The sequence below is a fragment of the Roseomonas sp. 18066 genome (assembly GCF_902706185.1).
Lineage (GTDB): Bacteria > Pseudomonadota > Alphaproteobacteria > Acetobacterales > Acetobacteraceae > Pseudoroseomonas.
In genome coordinates, this window is record NZ_CACSJM010000140.1 from 1 (window position 1) to 14,709 (window position 14,709).

At 72.4% G+C, this 14,709-nt stretch carries 12 protein-coding genes and 1 pseudogene; 8 read left to right on the plus strand and 5 right to left on the minus strand.

Translation table 11 applies throughout. From position 1 onward, the window contains the following. Window positions 1–88: 88 nt before the first annotated feature. The 3 genes from GVN67_RS22945 to GVN67_RS22955 all read right to left on the minus strand — a co-directional run bounded on the left by GVN67_RS22945 (window position 89) and on the right by GVN67_RS22955 (window position 4,672). A complete protein-coding gene (locus tag GVN67_RS22945; RefSeq protein WP_235035433.1) occupies window positions 89–1,570 on the minus strand; it encodes an exopolysaccharide biosynthesis polyprenyl glycosylphosphotransferase in 1,482 nt (493 codons plus the stop codon). Between the two features lie 232 nt (window positions 1,571–1,802). Then, complete coding sequence (locus GVN67_RS22950; RefSeq protein ID WP_159999660.1) at window positions 1,803–2,525, minus strand: polysaccharide biosynthesis/export family protein; 723 nt, start codon at window positions 2,523–2,525, stop codon at window positions 1,803–1,805. Window positions 2,526–2,539: 14 nt separating this feature from the next. Then, window positions 2,540–4,672 (minus strand): hypothetical protein, encoded by a 2,133-nt coding sequence (locus GVN67_RS22955; protein WP_159999661.1) that lies wholly within the window; start codon window positions 4,670–4,672, stop codon window positions 2,540–2,542. Between the two features lie 251 nt (window positions 4,673–4,923). On the opposite strand from GVN67_RS22955, the gene GVN67_RS22960 reads away from it, so the two are divergent. The 7 genes from GVN67_RS22960 (at window position 4,924) to GVN67_RS22990 (ending at window position 11,871) form a co-directional block, all read left to right on the plus strand. Continuing rightward, window positions 4,924–5,700, plus strand: coding sequence for a WecB/TagA/CpsF family glycosyltransferase (locus GVN67_RS22960; protein ID WP_159999662.1), 777 nt, complete (start codon window positions 4,924–4,926; stop codon window positions 5,698–5,700). A 70-nt stretch (window positions 5,701–5,770) separates the two neighbouring features. Next, complete coding sequence (locus GVN67_RS22965; RefSeq protein WP_159999663.1) at window positions 5,771–6,718, plus strand: glycosyltransferase family 2 protein; 948 nt, start codon at window positions 5,771–5,773, stop codon at window positions 6,716–6,718. A gap of 65 nt (window positions 6,719–6,783) precedes the next feature. After that, entirely contained in the window at window positions 6,784–7,812 is a 1,029-nt protein-coding gene (locus GVN67_RS22970; RefSeq protein ID WP_159999664.1) for a glycosyltransferase family 4 protein, read from the plus strand. Between the two features lie 3 nt (window positions 7,813–7,815). After that, window positions 7,816–9,084 carry a lipopolysaccharide biosynthesis protein gene (locus GVN67_RS22975; RefSeq protein ID WP_159999665.1) on the plus strand — a complete coding sequence of 423 codons (1,269 nt, stop codon included), beginning with the start codon at window positions 7,816–7,818 and terminating at the stop codon, window positions 9,082–9,084. A gap of 15 nt (window positions 9,085–9,099) precedes the next feature. Continuing rightward, window positions 9,100–10,062, plus strand: a complete 963-nt coding sequence (locus tag GVN67_RS22980; protein ID WP_159999666.1) for a glycosyltransferase family 2 protein — start codon at window positions 9,100–9,102, stop codon at window positions 10,060–10,062. Window positions 10,063–10,354: 292 nt separating this feature from the next. Then, the gene (locus tag GVN67_RS22985) at window positions 10,355–11,056 is read left to right on the plus strand and encodes an ABC transporter ATP-binding protein (protein ID WP_159999667.1); all 702 of its coding nucleotides are present in this window, start codon (window positions 10,355–10,357) and stop codon (window positions 11,054–11,056) included. A gap of 59 nt (window positions 11,057–11,115) precedes the next feature. Continuing rightward, the gene (locus tag GVN67_RS22990; RefSeq protein WP_159999668.1) at window positions 11,116–11,871 is read left to right on the plus strand and encodes an alpha/beta hydrolase; all 756 of its coding nucleotides are present in this window, start codon (window positions 11,116–11,118) and stop codon (window positions 11,869–11,871) included. Here the strand turns inward: GVN67_RS22990 and GVN67_RS22995 are convergent. Both GVN67_RS22995 and GVN67_RS23000 read right to left on the minus strand, forming a co-directional pair. Next, entirely contained in the window at window positions 11,858–12,388 is a 531-nt protein-coding gene (locus tag GVN67_RS22995; RefSeq protein ID WP_159999669.1) for a hypothetical protein, read from the minus strand. The genes GVN67_RS22990 and GVN67_RS22995 overlap by 14 nt on opposite strands. Continuing rightward, entirely contained in the window at window positions 12,385–14,223 is a 1,839-nt protein-coding gene (locus GVN67_RS23000; protein ID WP_159999670.1) for a transglycosylase domain-containing protein, read from the minus strand. Before GVN67_RS23000 ends, GVN67_RS22995 begins: the two co-directional genes overlap by 4 nt. A gap of 92 nt (window positions 14,224–14,315) precedes the next feature. Between GVN67_RS23000 and GVN67_RS23005 the strand changes: the two are divergent. Continuing rightward, window positions 14,316–14,709: pseudogene (locus tag GVN67_RS23005) on the plus strand (hypothetical protein); the annotation flags it as partial.

Here is a 14,709-nt window from a genome sequence, read left to right on the forward strand (position 1 = left end):
GGGATGGGCGCCGCGCGGCGGAAGACGACCGGCGGCCAGGTGGGGGCGGGGCGCGCGGAACCCGGCATCGCCTGCCCCCTGCCGCGGCTCAGAAGACGTTCTTGCCGGCCAGGCCGACCACCACGGTGCGCACCATGATGCGGATGTCGAGCCAGAGCGACCAGTGGGTGATGTAGTAGAGGTCCATCTCGATCGACTTGCGCGCATTCTCCGGCGAGCGGAGCGCGTAGCTGCGCATGCCATTGGCCTGGGCCCAGCCGGTCAGCCCCGGCTTGATGCGGTGGCGCGCCGCGTATTGGCGGACCATCTCGGAGAAGCGCTCCTCGCCCACCAGCATGTTGGCGACATAGGGGCGGGGGCCGACGATCGACATCTCGCCGCGCAGCACGTTCAGCAGCTGCGGCAGCTCGTCGATCGACAGCCGGCGCAGGATGCCGCCGACGCGGGTGATGCGCGGGTCGGCCCGGCTCTGCGTGCCGACCGAGCCGTCGTCGCTCAGGTCGGTCAGCATGGTGCGGAACTTGTAGATGGCGAAGGGCTTCTGGCCCATGCCGGGGCGCCACTGCTTGAACATGATCGGGCCCGGGCTGTCGAGGCGGATGGCCAGGGCGGCGCCGAGCAGGATCGGGCTGACCAGCAGCAGGGCCAGGCCCGCCACCACATAGTCCTCGATCACCTTGACCACGCCCTGGGTGCCCTTGAAGGGGCGCACCATGACCTGCAGCCCGCGGATCCGGCCGATCGAGGAGATGCCGGCATAGTTGGGCGGCACCGCCTTGGGGTCGAAGGGGATCACCACGTCGGCGGCGATCCATTCGACGCGGTGCATCAGCTCGAACAGGGCCTGGGCGCGGTCCCAGGGCAGGGCCAGCACGATCAGGTCGATGGTGTGGTCCTGGGCGAAGGCCGAGAGCGCGTCGAGCCCGCCCAGCACCTTCATGCCGCCGAGCTCGGCCACCGCCGCGCCGTCCTGCTCGTCGGAGGCGTCGGAGAACAGGCCGATCACCTCGTAGGTCGCCGCCTTGTCCGGGCCGCGCAGCTCGGCCAGCACCTGGGCGCCGGTGCCGTTGGCGCCGATGACCACGACTTTCCGCAGCAGCAGCCGGCGGCGGTCCACCACATAGACCATCAGCCGCTGCAGCTGGCGGCCGACGACCAGGAACAGCAGCTGCAGCCCGTGCCATTGCAGGAACCAGCGCTCGGTCAGCGGCAGGGTGCCGGGCAGGCAGGCCTGCAGCGCGACCAGCCCGACCAGCCAGGCGACGGCCAGGCCCGTCAGCACATGGCCGAGCTGGCCCCAGAAGCCGCTGTAATGCTCCACCCGATAGGCGGAGATCCGCGTCATCACCGACAGATAGGCCCAGATCTGCGCCGCCGCGATGACGGTGCCCTGCTGCCAGGCCAGCGGCGTGGTGTGGCCGATGATCAGCACCGGCAGCAGCATCAGCAGCAGGTCGCTGCCCTTGACCAGGCGGTTGATCAGCCCGTGCGTCCAGCGCACCACCGAGAGGGACTGGCCGAGGGCGCCGAGGCTGCCGCGATGGGAACCGGTATCGGGAGGAGGCGTCACGGTCTGGCACCAGGCGCTTGGGCAGGCTTTGGCCCGCCGGATTTCTTCCTGTGACGACAGATCACCTGCCGCCGGATGGGTCTGCCCGTGGCAGGGTTCTCCCCGCCCGGTCTGCGCTGCGGCAGGCTTTGCCTGTCGCGAATTGCCGCCCTGACCGTCAGCCGGCCGTCAGGCGACGGCCAAGGCCAGGCTGAAGCGTCGGTTTCGCCTCATATAAGGCGATCTGTAAATTTCAATTAACCGTGCCGCCGCGGTTGATGGAATAGCTGAAGGAACGACTGAACGGTATCAAACGGTTGACATACTGGTCGATCCACAGATTGACCTCGCCGATCCGGCTGCGCGGCACGAAAACGATATCGCCCGGGTAAAGCGGCACGTCCTGTGAAATGCCGCGGCCCTCGGTGAAGCTCTGCAGGTCGATGGTGCGCAGCATCGGCCGGTCGGCCGGGCCGCGGCGGATCAGCACCACCTGGTTCATGCGGGCATCGGTGTCGAAGCCGCCGGCCTGCAGCACCGCCTCCAGCACGCCGCGGCGGCCGGGCAGGGGATAGGCGCCGGCGGTGCGCACCGCGCCGCCGACCAGCACGGTGGAGCCGCCGGCCTCCTCCAGCCCGATGGTGACGATGGGCTGGGTCAGCACCCGGCGGCTGGCCTCGGTGATCGCCGCCTCGGCGGTGGCGATGGCCTGGCCCGCGACATTGACCCGGCCGGCGGCGCGCAGCGCCACCTGGCCGTCGGGGGCGACCAGCGCCGTCTCGTTCATCTCGGGTGTCATCAGGAACTGCACCCGCAGCCGGTCGCCGGCGGCGATGCGGTATTCGGGGGCGACCTCGGTCCAGGCGGCGAAGCCCTGCGGCTGGTTCTCCACCGGGTCCAGCGTCGAGCCGGTGCAGGCGGCCAGCAGCGGCAGGCCGAGCAGCAGCAGGACAGCGGGGCGGCGGGGCAGGCGCATGGGCGTGCGGGCTCCTAGAGGAAGCGGGTGACGAAGGCGGGCAGGATGCGGCGATGCCCGGTATAGGCGAAGCCGAGCAGCGCGCCGCCCGAGGCCAGCACCCAGTCGCGCACGGCGCGCGCCCGGTCGCCGCGGGTGCGCTCGCCGCGCACCACCATGACATTGGCGTCGACCATCGCCGACAGCCGGCGCATGGCGTAGTTGTCCGACTGGTCGGGGCCGATCACCACGACCAGGGCGAAGGCGTCGCGCAGCCGGCCGAGCAGCGTCGCCGTCTCCTCCCGCGTGGCGCGCGGGTTGGACAGGTCGGACTGCATCGCCTGGTGCGAGACCCAGAGGTTCTCCACCACGGTCGAGAAGACCATGACATGGCCGGGCACCCGCTCGACCTCCAGCGGCTGCGAGCCCAGCGCCGAGAGATGGCCGCGGCCGTCGCTCTGCAGGTCGATCAGCGCGATATCGGCCGGGCTGCGCCGCGCCAGCGCCAGGACCAGGGCGCGGCCGAGCTCGTCGCGGCCATCGGCGGGGCCGGTGGCGACCAGCTGCACGATCTGCGGCCGGCGGCCGTTGATGCGGGTGTCGCAGATCAGCGAGGCCAGGTCCTCGACGCCGGAGACCGGGCGCAGGTCCTTGAGCGAGGGCGCCAGGTTGCCCAGCGCCGCCAGCGCCGGCAGCCGCAGCCCGCGCTCCGCCTCCTCCGGCGTCGCATAGACACGGCGGGTCAGCGCCAGCAGCAGCCCCAGCGCGCCGGCGGCGGCCAGGCCCAGGGCGATGCCGCCGGCCATCATCACCAGCCGCAGGCTGCGCCCTTCCAGCGGGGCGGCGGGCGGCTGGACGACCTGGATGCCGGGGCGGCTGGCGCGGCGCGCTTCCTCGTCGATGCGGGTGCCGGCCTCGCGCGCGGTCAGCTGGCGCGAGATCGCCTCCAGCCCGTCGCGCTCCCGCGTCAGGTCGCGCAGCTGGCGGTCGGCGCCGAGCAGCGCCTCGCCGCGGGTCTCGGCCTCCTGGCGCTGGCGGGCGAGCTCGCCCAGCTGGCGCTCCAGCGATTCCTGCTCGAGCTTCAGCGTCACCACGCGGGAGCTCAGCAGCTCCAGGTTCGGGTTCCGCATTTCCCGCGTGGTGGAATAGGTGTTGCGGGCGCCCTCGCGGATGGCGTTGCGCAGCGCCTCGATGCGCTGGTCCAGGTCGCGCAGCCCGGGATAGTCGGGGGCGTATTGCGCGGCCATGTGCTGGCGGTCCTGCAGCAGCCGGGTCAGGCTGTTGCGGCTCTCGTCGTTGGGCACCAGGTTGGTGGCTTCCGAGGAGGCGTAGACGCGGCGCGGCTGCGCGGCCAGCGCGGTCTCGGCGGCGGCCAGCTGGGCCTGGGTCATGGCCTGCTGCTCGCGCGTGCGGTTCTCCCGCTGCAGCAGGTCGTCGCGCCGGGTCGAGGTCAGCGCGATCTCCTGGGCGATGTCGAGCACGCCGTAGCGGGTGCGCGCCTGGCGGATCTGCTCCTCGATCGTGCCGATGCGGGTGCCGTAGCGCTCCACCTCGCTCAGCAGCAGGCGGGAGCTCTCATCGGTGAAGATGGCGGCGCGCCGCGCCATGTAGGCGTCGAGGATGGCGGTCAGCCCGCGCAGCGCCGCCTCCCGCGACGGCATGGTCAGGCTGACGCGCAGGATGTTGCTGGTGGTGTCCGGCTCGGTCTTCAGCGCCAGGCCCAGCGCCACGACGCCACGCTCCAGGTTGGCGCCGTTGACCTGGGGGATGCCGGGGAACAGCCGGTCGGGCCCGGCGGCGCGGAGCGCGGCGCGCAGCACCTCGGCCGAGCGCAGGATCTCCATCTCCGACCGCGACACCTTGAGGATCTCGATCGAGACGACGGACTGGCCGAAGCCGGTCAGGTCCTGGGCGCCGGTGCTCTCGCGGCTGACCTGGACCAGCAGCACGCTCTCGGCGACGTAGCGGCTGCCGGCCATCATGCCGGCGCCGATGCCCAGCGCGGCGGGCACCAGGAAGGCGGCCAGCAGCGGCATCCAGCGCAGGCGCAGGGTGATCAGCACATCCGACAGGTGGAAACCGCCGACCGGCGGCGCGCCATAAGGGTCGGCGGTGGCGACCAGCCCGAAGGATTCCTCGCGCGCCGGCGGAAGGGCGGCCGCGTTCAACCCAGGTCCCCGGGGCGGCGGCGGCAGGCGGACAGGATCAGGCTGGCAGGCGGCATCGGCACCGGTTGGGGCTTTCCCGGAAGAAGGCGGCTGGAAAGGCGTCGTCCACGCAAGCTCCCGCTATGCCGGCCGTGCCTTTGCACGACATTTGCATTTTAGGATGAAGGCCGGCTGAAGTGGTAGCCCATTGGCAACACCTCTCCCGCTTTATCGTCGCCACCGCCGCCCCGCCGTTCCTCCAGGAAGCCGCCATGCCCGCCGATGCCGTCCCCGCCAGCCAGCGGCTGCTTTCCACCCGCTTCGACGACCTGGACCTTGAGCAGACGCTGGCGGCGCTGCAGGCGCGCGACCCGGCCGCCCGCTTCGCCTATGTCGTCACGCCCAATGCCGACCATTTCCTGCGGCTGGAGCGCAGCGGGCCCGAGCTGAAGCGGATCTATGACGCCGCCTGGCTGTCGGTCTGCGACAGCCGGGTGCTGCGGGCGCTGGCGGCGCGGCGCGGCATCCGGCTGAAGCTGGCCGCCGGCTCCGACCTGGCGGTGCAGCTCTTCGCCCGCGCCATCCGCGCCGACACGCCGGTCACCGTCATCGGCGGCACCGAGGCGGTCGCCGCCGACCTGCGCGCCCGCTTCGGGCTGCGGCACCTGGCGCATCACAACCCGCCGATGGGCTTCATCCGCGACCCGGCCGAGGTCGCCCGCTGCGTCGACTTCGTGGCTGAAAACCCGGCGCCCTATGTCTTCCTCTGCGTCGGTTCCCCGCGGCAGGAGGAGCTGGCGGCGGCCATCGTCGCCTCCGGCCGGGCGACCGGCATCGGCCTGTGCCTCGGCGCCGCGCTGGAATTCGTCACCGGCGAGAAGAAGCGCGCGCCCGGCTGGATGCAGCAGGCCAACCTGGAATGGCTGCACCGCCTGGCCAGCGAGCCGCGCCGGCTGTGGCGCCGCTACATCCTGGAGGCGCCGCGGCTGCTGTGGATGATGCGCAAGGTGAAGCGGCCGCAAGGCACGCCGCCGTCACGCAACGGTTGAAAAAATTCTCTTCCCTGCACGCCCCCGCGGCGGCATGGATGATCACCACCCCGCTACCGTCAGGCCCGCGATGCCCCCTGCCACGCTGAGCGTCACCATCGTCATCTGCACCTACAACCGCCCCGGGCCGCTGCGCGAGGCCCTGGTCTCGACCCTGTCGCAGGACCTGCCGGCCGGCTTCACCGGCGATGTCGTGGTGGTCGATAATTCGCGGGACGCCAATGCGCGCGCGGCGGTCGAGGCGCTGGCCACGGGATCTGGCCTGCCGCTGCGCTACATCTCGGCGCCGCAGCCCAATGTGTCGCTGGCGCGCAACACGGGGGTCGCCGCCAGCCGGTCCGACTATGTCGTCTTCCTCGACGACGACCAGTGGTTCGAGCCGGGCTGCGTCGCCGCCCTGCTGACCACCGCCGAGCAGACCGGCGCCGACATGGTCTTCGGCCCGGTGCTGGCCGATTTCCCGGGCGGCATCCCGGACTGGGACCCGCAGGGAAAGGCCTATGAGCGGCTGGTGAGCTGGCCGACCGGCACCACCGCGCCGCTGCGCCTGACCGGCAACCAGAGCGGCCGCTGGATCGCCACCGGCAACCTCGCCGCCCGCCGCGCCACCACGCTGACCGACCCGCTGCCCTTCGACCCTGAGCTCGGCACCTGCGGCGGCGAGGATTTCGACCTGTTCAGCCGGCTGGACGAGGCCGGGCGCCGCTTCGTCTGGTGCGCCGAGGCCGTGGCGCATGAGCCGGTGCCGCCGGACCGTGCGACGCTGGCCTATATGCGCAAGCGCGGCTTCCACAACGGCAAGATCTACGGGACGATGCAGATGCGCAATTCGTCCCGCCGCGCGCTGACGGCGGTGAACCTGACGGCCCGCGCCCTGGTGCAATGCCTGCTCACCAGCGGGCGCCTGGCCTGGGCCAGCCTGCGCGGCGACCCGAGCGCTGCCCGCCATTCGCTGAAGCTCGCCGATGTCGCCGGCAAGCTGGTCTGGTGGAGCCTGTCGCGCCAGACGCCCTGGTGAGACCCCCTGGTGAGCCGGCCGCCCTTGACCGCGCCGTATCCTACCCCGCCGACCGGAGACGCGGCATGCAGTGGATTCTGATGGGTTCCTCCAAGGGCGGCTATGACCACCATTGGATCACCCGTTTCGTCCCGGCCTCGCGGCATCGCTTCTTCGACCTGCACGCGCCCTACGACCATGACCGCTCGCGCAAGGCCTCTTCTGGCGGGCAGTGGCTGGACTATTTCCGCCATGCCTTTCGCGGCATCCGCGCGGCAAGGCTGTCGGGCGATCCGACGGTCGGCGCGCTGACGGTCTTTCCGCAGCTGGCCACCGCCACCGGGCTGCTGAAGCGGCTGCTCGGGCTGAAGCGCCTGCCGGTGCTGGCCTGGAGCTTCAACATGGGCCAGGATCATGGCGGGCTGAAGATGCGCCTCGCCCGGATGGGGCTGCAGGCGGTGGAGTGCATCGTGGTGCATTCGCGCCAGGAGATCGCGACCTATTCGAAGAGCTTCGGCCTGCCCGAGGACCGCTTCACCTTCGTCCCCTTCAGCGTCAACGTGCTGCACCCGACGGTCGAGGAAGACGCCGAAAAACCCTTCCTGCTGGCGATGGGCAGCGCCAACCGCGACTATGCCAGCCTGTTCGACGCCGTCCGCGGCTTGGACATTCCGTTGCTCGTCATCGCCGGCGCCCATGCGGTCGCCGGGCTGGAGGTTCCGCCCAACGTCGAGGTCCGCGCCGGGCTGACGCTGGCCGAATGCCATGTGCTGGCGCAGCGGGCGCGGCTCAGCGTGGTGCCGGTGGCCAATATCTGGTCGGCCTCCGGCCAGGTCACCTTCATCGAGGCGATGATGTTCGCCCGCCCCGTCGTCACCACCCGCTCGATCGGCTCGGCCGATTACGTCGTCGATGGCGAGAACGGCGTGCTGGTGCCCCCCGCCGACCCGGCCGCCCTGCGCGCCGCCATCCTGTCGCTCTGGGACGATGCGGACATGCGCGCCCGGCTTGGCGCGAACGCCCGGCAATATGCGCTGGACAACCTGACGCATGAGGCGGCGGCGGCGACCATGGCCGGGCTCTGCGACCGGCTGCAGTCGCAGATCGGGGCCTGATCGATGCTGGCCGCCCTCCGCGCGCGCCTGGCGCCGCTGCTGTCGATGCTGCCGGAAAAGGCGCTGGCCTTCGACATCGGCATCCTGTTCAGCGGCTTCGGCCTGCAGCTGCTGACCCAGATCGGCTGGCTGATCCTGGCGCTGCGCTTCCTCGGCCCTGACGGCTACGGGCTGTTCGCCAGCCTGACGGCGGTCACCGTCTCGGTCGCGGCCTTCGTCGGGCTGGGGGCCGACCAGCTGCTGATCCGCGGCGTCGCCGGCGACCGCGCGGCGCTGCCCCGCTGGCTCGGCTTCAGCCTGCTGCTGATCCTGCTGACCGGCCTGCCGATGCTGCTGCTGCTGGAAGCCGTGCTGCCCTTCCTCGAGATCGGCCGCATCGGCTTCCTGCCGCTGGTCGCCGTGCTGGTGGCCGATCTGCTGCTGGGGCGGGTCGCGACGCTCTGCACCGCCGTCTATGTCGCCACCGGCCAGGCGGCGCGGCAGTCCAGCATGACGGTGATGACCGGCTCGGCCCGGCTGGTGGCCATCGCCATCGCCGGCTTCCTGCCGGGGACGCTGTCGATGTCGGCCTGGACCGCCTGGTATGCCGGCGCCTCGCTGGTCGGCGCCGTCGCCTGCCTCGGCATGGTGATCCGCGACCATGGCTGGCCGCGCTTCGCCTGGATCCCGGGCCAGCTGCATGACGGCATGGCCTTCGGCGCCGAGGCGGCGCTGCAGGCCTCGGTCGGCGACCTGGACAAGCCGATCGTCCTGGAATTCGCCGGCGCCACCCAGGCCGGGCTCTATGCCGCCGCCTTCCGCATCATCGGCATCTCCTACCTGCCGATCCGCGCGCTGGGCTATGCCCTCTACGGCCGGCTGTTCCGCCTGGCCGCCGAGAACCGCGACGCCGCCATCGCCTATGGCGTGAAGCTGCTGCCGGTCGGCGCCGGCATCGGCATCGTCGCCGCCCTGGGCGTGCTGATCGGCTCCGGCCTGCTGCCCTGGATCTTCGGCGACGCCTATGAGGAGCTGCCGGCGCTGCTGCGGCTGATCTGCCTGCTGCCCGCCGCCTTCGCCATCTACATCGTCGGCGCCGACGTGCTCAGCGCCATCGGCCGCCAGACCGAGCGGCTGGCCATGGTCGGCGTCTCGCTGGCCGCGACCTTCGGCCTGGTCTGGCTGGCGCTGCCGATCGCCGGCATCGAGGGCGCCGCCATCGCCCGCCTGCTGGTCACCATCGCCACCGCCGGGATGGTCTGGGCGCTGGTCCTGCGCCGCCGCGCCCGCTGAGGATTTCTGTCAGTCATGAGCACCGACGCCGAGCTGCCGCCGCTCTACACCACCCCGGCCTTCCGCAGCGGGCCGGCGCCGCGCCTGTCCATCCTGGTGCCGACCTATGACCGCGACATCCGCCCGCTGGCGGCGGAGCTGCTGGACGACATGGCGGCGCTGCCCGACCCGTCGGCGGTCGAGCTGCTGGTGCTGATCGACGGCAATCCGAAGCTGACCGGGCAGGAGGGCGTGCTCAACCTGGCGACCGAGCGGGACCTCGCCGCCGGCCTGGCGCCGAGCCCGCGCAACCTCGGCCGGGCCGAGGCGCGCAACACCCTGGCGCGCCTGGCCCGGGGGCAGGTGGTGCTGTTCCTCGATGCCGACGGGCTGCCGGACCAGAAGGGCTTCGTCGCCCGCGCGCTGGAGGCGGCCGCCGACCCCGGGGCCGTGGTCTGCGGCGGCCGCACCGGGCTGCGCCTGGACCCGCCGCCCCGCGATTCCCTGCTGTTCCACACCCACAGCCAGAAGCGCGAATGGATTTCTTCCAGTGAGCGGAACAAGGACCCGGAAGGGAACTTCCTCTCGGCCAATTTCCAGGTCGGGCGCGAGCTGTTCCTCGCCACCCCCTTCGACGAGAGCTTCCGCGGCTGGGGCTGGGAAGACACCGAATGGGCGCTGCGCATCGGCCGGGTGGCCAAGATGCGCCACATCGACAACAGCGTGACCCACATGGAGTACCACAGCGATGCCGGCTGGCTCGGCCGGCTGGACCGCTCGGTGGAGAATTACCGCCTGCTCTACCAGCTGCACCCCGAGGCGGTGCGGCGCCACCGCATCTTTCCGCTGATCAAGGCGCTGGCCCCGGTCTCCGGCTGGGCTTTGCCGAAGTGGCTGCTGCTGAAGCTGGCGCTGTGGACGGCGCTGCCGCCCTCGATCCGGCTGCATCTGGCCAAGCTGCGGCAGGCCCTGGCCTACGGCACCATCCTCAAGGGCTGACAATTCTCGACAGAAAAAACGGGCAAAGGCTCACTCATCCGCGAGCCTCCTTCACCGACCGTTAGCGATTTTGGGTCCAAAAAGCCTTCATCACGAAGCCGTGATCTCCGAGGGGGTCAGGGCGAACCGGAAAGGCGAGACCCATGTCCAAGCAGACCCTGAAGTCGATCCTGGCCTGGCTGACCCAGAGCGGCTACCGCCCCGAGAAGCGCTACATGCGCGGCGCCCGCTGACCCCGATTTGCCTCGGCGCCTGACGCCCCTGACAATGCGCCCCGGTGACGGGGACAGACATGCTGCAGGTGGCGGGATTGCAGGCCGGATACGGCCAGAGCCAGGTGCTTTTCGACGTCGCGCTGTCCTTGCGCGAAGGTGAGGTGGCCACCCTGCTCGGCCGCAACGGCATGGGCAAGACCACCACGGTGAAGGCCATCATGGGCCTGACGCCCCCCGATGCCGGCGACCTGTCCTTCCGCGGCCAGAGCCTCGCCGGCCTGCCGCCCGAGGCCATCGCCCGCCAGGGCATCGGCCTGGTCCCCGAGGGCCGCCAGGTCTTCCCGACGCTGTCCGTGCGGGAAAACCTCGTCGCCACCGCTGCCAACCGCACCGGCCTGTCCAAGCCCTGGACCCTGGAAAAAATCTACGCGCTGTTTCCGCGGCTGAAGGAGCGCGCCGCGCAATCCGCCCGCACCCTGTCGGGCGGCGAGCAGCAGATGCTGGCCATCGGCCGCGCGCTGATGACCAACCCGCACCTGCTGATCCTGGACGAGGCGACCGAGGGCCTGGCCCCGGTGATCCGCGCCGAGATCTGGGCGACGCTCGCCATGCTGAAGCGCCAGGGCCAGTCGATCCTGGTGATCGACAAGAACCTGGCCGCCCTCGGGCGCCTGGCCGACCGCCACCACGTGCTGCAGAAGGGCCGCACCGTCTGGGCCGGCAGCGGCGTTGAGCTGTCGCGGCACGCTGAGCATGTCCGCGGGCTGATCGGCCTGTAGCAACGCGGCGGCGCCCCGGCCGTTCTTTCCAGGCAACGTCACCCGGCAGCACGAAGGCCATGGACGAGAGGATCAGGGCGAGGGCGCGCGACGCGCTGGCGGTGCTGCCGCACCGGGCCGGGCTGGCCTATGGCCCGGGCCCGGCGCAGCGGCTGACCTTCCTGCCGCCCGCCAGCCCCGGTGACGCCCCGGCGCCGCTGCTGCTGGTGATCCCGGGCGATGCCTGGGGGTGGCTGCGCGCCGGCGATGCCGCCTGCCTCGCCCCGTATCTGACCGCCCGCGGCTTCGGGCTGGCGGCGCTGCAGCACCGGCCGGCCGGCGGCAGCGGGCTGGGTCATGCGCTGCATGATGCGCGGCTGGGCCTGGCCTGGCTGCATGGCCAGGCCGCCAGCCTGGGCATCGACCCGTCCCGGATCTTTGTCCTCGGCGCCGGGCGAGGCGGGCTGATCGCGGCGCTGCTGGCCTCGGGCGGCAGCTGGCCCGCCGCCTTCGGCCTGCCGCCGGCGCCGCTGGCCGGGGTCGCGCTGCTGGCCGCCGAGCTCGCGGCGCATGGCCTGGCGCCGCGCGACCAGCCGCTGCAGCTGCCGCCGCCGGCGGCCTCGCTGCGGCTGCTGATGGCCAGCTCCGAGGCCTGCGACGCCGCGCATCGGCGGCAGATGCACGACTATGCCGCCCATGCGGCGCTGGCCGGCTGCGCCCTGACCGCGCTGGCGCCGTCCCCGGGCACCGACCCGGCGCGGCTGCTGCTCGAGCTCGGCGCGCCGGGGCCGCTCTCGGCGGCGCTGCTGCAGATGGCCGATCTCAACCCAGCGTGACGCGGCTTTCCGTGTCGCTGCTCTCCACCGTCAGCCCCAGCGCGGCGAGGCTGGCCACCGCCTCCTCGGGCGCTGGCCAATTGGCGATCAGCACGGCGCCTTCCAGCGCCAGCGCCGGCTTGGTGGTCAGCGGCAGGCCCTTGGCGCCGACCGCCAGGTCGAGCAGCGCCAGGTCCAGCTCGGGCCGGGTCGGCGTGATGGCGGTGGTCGAGCGCACCTCCAGCGGCAGCAGCTTGCCCACCGCCTGGGCCAGCACCGGGCGCACCGCCTCGACGAATTTCCCCGAATCCACCGGGTTCTGGTCCTGCGGCCGGCCCAGGCGGAAATAGGCGCGCAGCAGCAGCTCCAGGTCGCGGGCGCCGGTGCTGGCGCGCTGCAGCCGGATCGTCGTCTTGTCGCCTTCCGGCATGCCGGACAGGACAGAATCCATGTTGGCGTGCAGCACCATGAACAGGTTGTTCAGGGCGTGCTGCATCGGCCTCGCCAATCCCGCCATGCGGTCGGGCGCGTCGGTCATGGGCGGATTTCCTCCAGGATGTCGTGGAACAGCCGCGCCGGCAGGGTGCCGCCGCTCACATTCTCCATCGGGCTGCCGTCGTCATTGCCCAGCCAGATGCCGATGACCAGGGGCTCGGCCAGGCCGATGAACCAGGCGTCGCGGGAATCCTGCGTGGTGCCGGTCTTGCCGGCGACGCTGCGCCCGGGGACGGCGGCGGCGCGCCCCGTGCCGCCGCGCACCACGGCGGCCAGCATCCGCCGCATCGCCGCCGCCGCGTCCGGCGTGATGGCGCGCTGCGGCGCGGTGCGGGGGGCGGCCAGCAGCCGCTCGGCCGATTCCGCGCGGGCCACGCCATAGGGGGTGACGCGCAAGCCACCATTGCCGAAGGCGGCATAGGCGGCGGTCATGTCGATCAGCGTCACCTCCGCCGTGCCCAGCGCCAGCGAGGCATTGTCGGCGAAGCGCCCCTGCACGCCCAGGCGCTGCGCGACCGCGGCCGCGGCCTTGGCCCCGCCCGAGCGCTGCAGCAGCCGCACGGCGGCGGTGTTGACGCTCTGCGCCAGCGCCGTCTCCAGCGTGATCTCGCCGCGCGACGCCCAATGGCCATTGCCCGGCGACCAGCGCCCCAAGGTCAGCGGCGCGTCGGAGACGGTGTCGTCGGGCGACATCCCCTGCTCCAGCGCCGCCAGGTAGACGAAGGGCTTGAAGGCCGAGCCCGGCTGCCGCCGCGCGGTGGTCGCCCGGTTGAAGGGGCTGGCGCGATAGGCGCGGCCGCCGACCATGGCGCGCACCGCGCCGTCGGCGGCGTCCATCACCACCACCGCGCCCTGGCCGACATGGCCGGCGGCCCCGGGGCCGGCCAGCAGCGCCTCCATCCGCGCCTCGACGATGGCCTGCAGCTTCAGGTCCAGCGTGGTGCGCAGCCGCAGGTCGCCGCTGCCGGGATAGGCCTCGGCCAGGTCGTCCTGCGCCCAGTCGGCGAACCAGCCGGCATCGCCGCTGGGGCGGCGGGGCAGGGTCATGCGCTCGGCCTCGGCGGCGGCGCGGGCCTCGGTCAGCAGCCCGGCATCGGCCATGGCGGCCAGCACATCGGCGCCGCGATGGATGGCGGCGTCTGGCGCGACGCGCGGGTTGTAGCGCGAGGGCGCCTTGGGCAGCCCGGCCAGGATCGCCGCCTGCCACAGGCTGACCCGCGCCGCCGGGACGCCGAAATAGAGCCGCGCCGCCGCGTCGACGCCGTAAGCCCCGCCGCCGAGATAGACGCGATTGAGATAAATCTCGAGCAGCTGGTCCTTGGTGAAGCGCTGCTCCAGCCACAGCGCCAGCAGCGCCTCCTGCACCTTGCGGCGCAGGTTCCGCTCCGGCGTCAGGAACAGGTTTTTGGCCAGCTGCTGCGTCAGCGTCGAGCCGCCCTGGACGACGCGGCCGGCGCGCCAGTTGGCGATGGCGGCGCGCGCCAGGCCGATGACGTCGATGCCAAAGTGGCTGCGGAAGCGGCGGTCCTCGACGGCCAGCAGGGCGCCGGGCAGATAGGCCGGCAGCTCGGCCAGCCGCACCGCCTCGCCATACAGGTCGCCCGAGGTCGCCAGCAGCCGCCCGTCGCTGGCCTCCAGCGTGACGGAAGGCCGCCGCGTCGTGGCCAGCGCCGCCTCCGGCCGCGGCATGTCCCAGGTGAAGAAGATGAGCGCGGCGCCGAGGGCCAGCCCGCCCCAGATCGCCAGCAACAGGGCGGTCCGCAGCAGCCAGCCCAGCAGGCTGCGCCGCCGGCGGGGCACGGTCTGCGGGGCAGGGGCGGCCGGCAGCGGCGCCGACAGCGCGGGGCCCCTGGCGCCGCGCGCGGAAGAGCGAGCCATACCAGGGCTATAGCACGGTCCGCGCCGGGCAGTGTGATGGACGGTTTCCTCGTTTTCGGTCCATCTTGCGCTAGGCGAGAGACCGGAACGTGATGCGAAAACTGCCGAGAACGGGCTTTTTCCTGCTGCTGATGGGGCTGTGCGGCCTGGCCTGGCCCGCCGGCGCGCAGCCGCGACCGGACAGCGAGGCCTGCCTCGGGCAATGCGGCGCGCAGATGTCGCGCCGGGCCGACAATCCGCAGACGGTGCAATCCTGCCTGGTCCGCTGCCAGGCGCTGGAGGGGCGCATCGCGCCGCCCCCGGTGATCCAGGCGCCGATCGCGCCGCTGCCGCAGCCCGCCCCGATCGCGCCGATGACGCCGGTGCCGCCCGCCGCGCCGCCCGCGCCCGCGCCGCCGGGCGCCGCGCCGCTGCCCGGCCGCGCCACCCTGCCGGGGGTCAATCCGGCCCGGCCCGCCCCGCCGCCGGCGCCACCGGTGCCGCAGC

What these genes read in the sequence shown, in the direction of transcription:
- GVN67_RS22950 (WP_159999660.1), bottom strand. Translation starts at nt 2,525, where the DNA reads ATGCGCCTGCCCCGCCGCCCCGCTGTCCTGCTGCTGCTCGGCCTGCCG.
- GVN67_RS22960 (WP_159999662.1), top strand. Translation starts at nt 4,924, where the DNA reads ATGCCCGCCGATGCCGTCCCCGCCAGCCAGCGGCTGCTTTCCACCCGC.
- GVN67_RS22965 (WP_159999663.1), top strand. Translation starts at nt 5,771, where the DNA reads ATGCCCCCTGCCACGCTGAGCGTCACCATCGTCATCTGCACCTACAAC.
- GVN67_RS22970 (WP_159999664.1), top strand. Translation starts at nt 6,784, where the DNA reads ATGCAGTGGATTCTGATGGGTTCCTCCAAGGGCGGCTATGACCACCAT.
- GVN67_RS22975 (WP_159999665.1), top strand. Translation starts at nt 7,816, where the DNA reads ATGCTGGCCGCCCTCCGCGCGCGCCTGGCGCCGCTGCTGTCGATGCTG.
- GVN67_RS22980 (WP_159999666.1), top strand. Translation starts at nt 9,100, where the DNA reads ATGAGCACCGACGCCGAGCTGCCGCCGCTCTACACCACCCCGGCCTTC.
- GVN67_RS22985 (WP_159999667.1), top strand. Translation starts at nt 10,355, where the DNA reads ATGCTGCAGGTGGCGGGATTGCAGGCCGGATACGGCCAGAGCCAGGTG.
- GVN67_RS22990 (WP_159999668.1), top strand. Translation starts at nt 11,116, where the DNA reads ATGGACGAGAGGATCAGGGCGAGGGCGCGCGACGCGCTGGCGGTGCTG.
- GVN67_RS22995 (WP_159999669.1), bottom strand. Translation starts at nt 12,388, where the DNA reads ATGACCGACGCGCCCGACCGCATGGCGGGATTGGCGAGGCCGATGCAG.
- GVN67_RS23000 (WP_159999670.1), bottom strand. Translation starts at nt 14,223, where the DNA reads ATGGCTCGCTCTTCCGCGCGCGGCGCCAGGGGCCCCGCGCTGTCGGCG.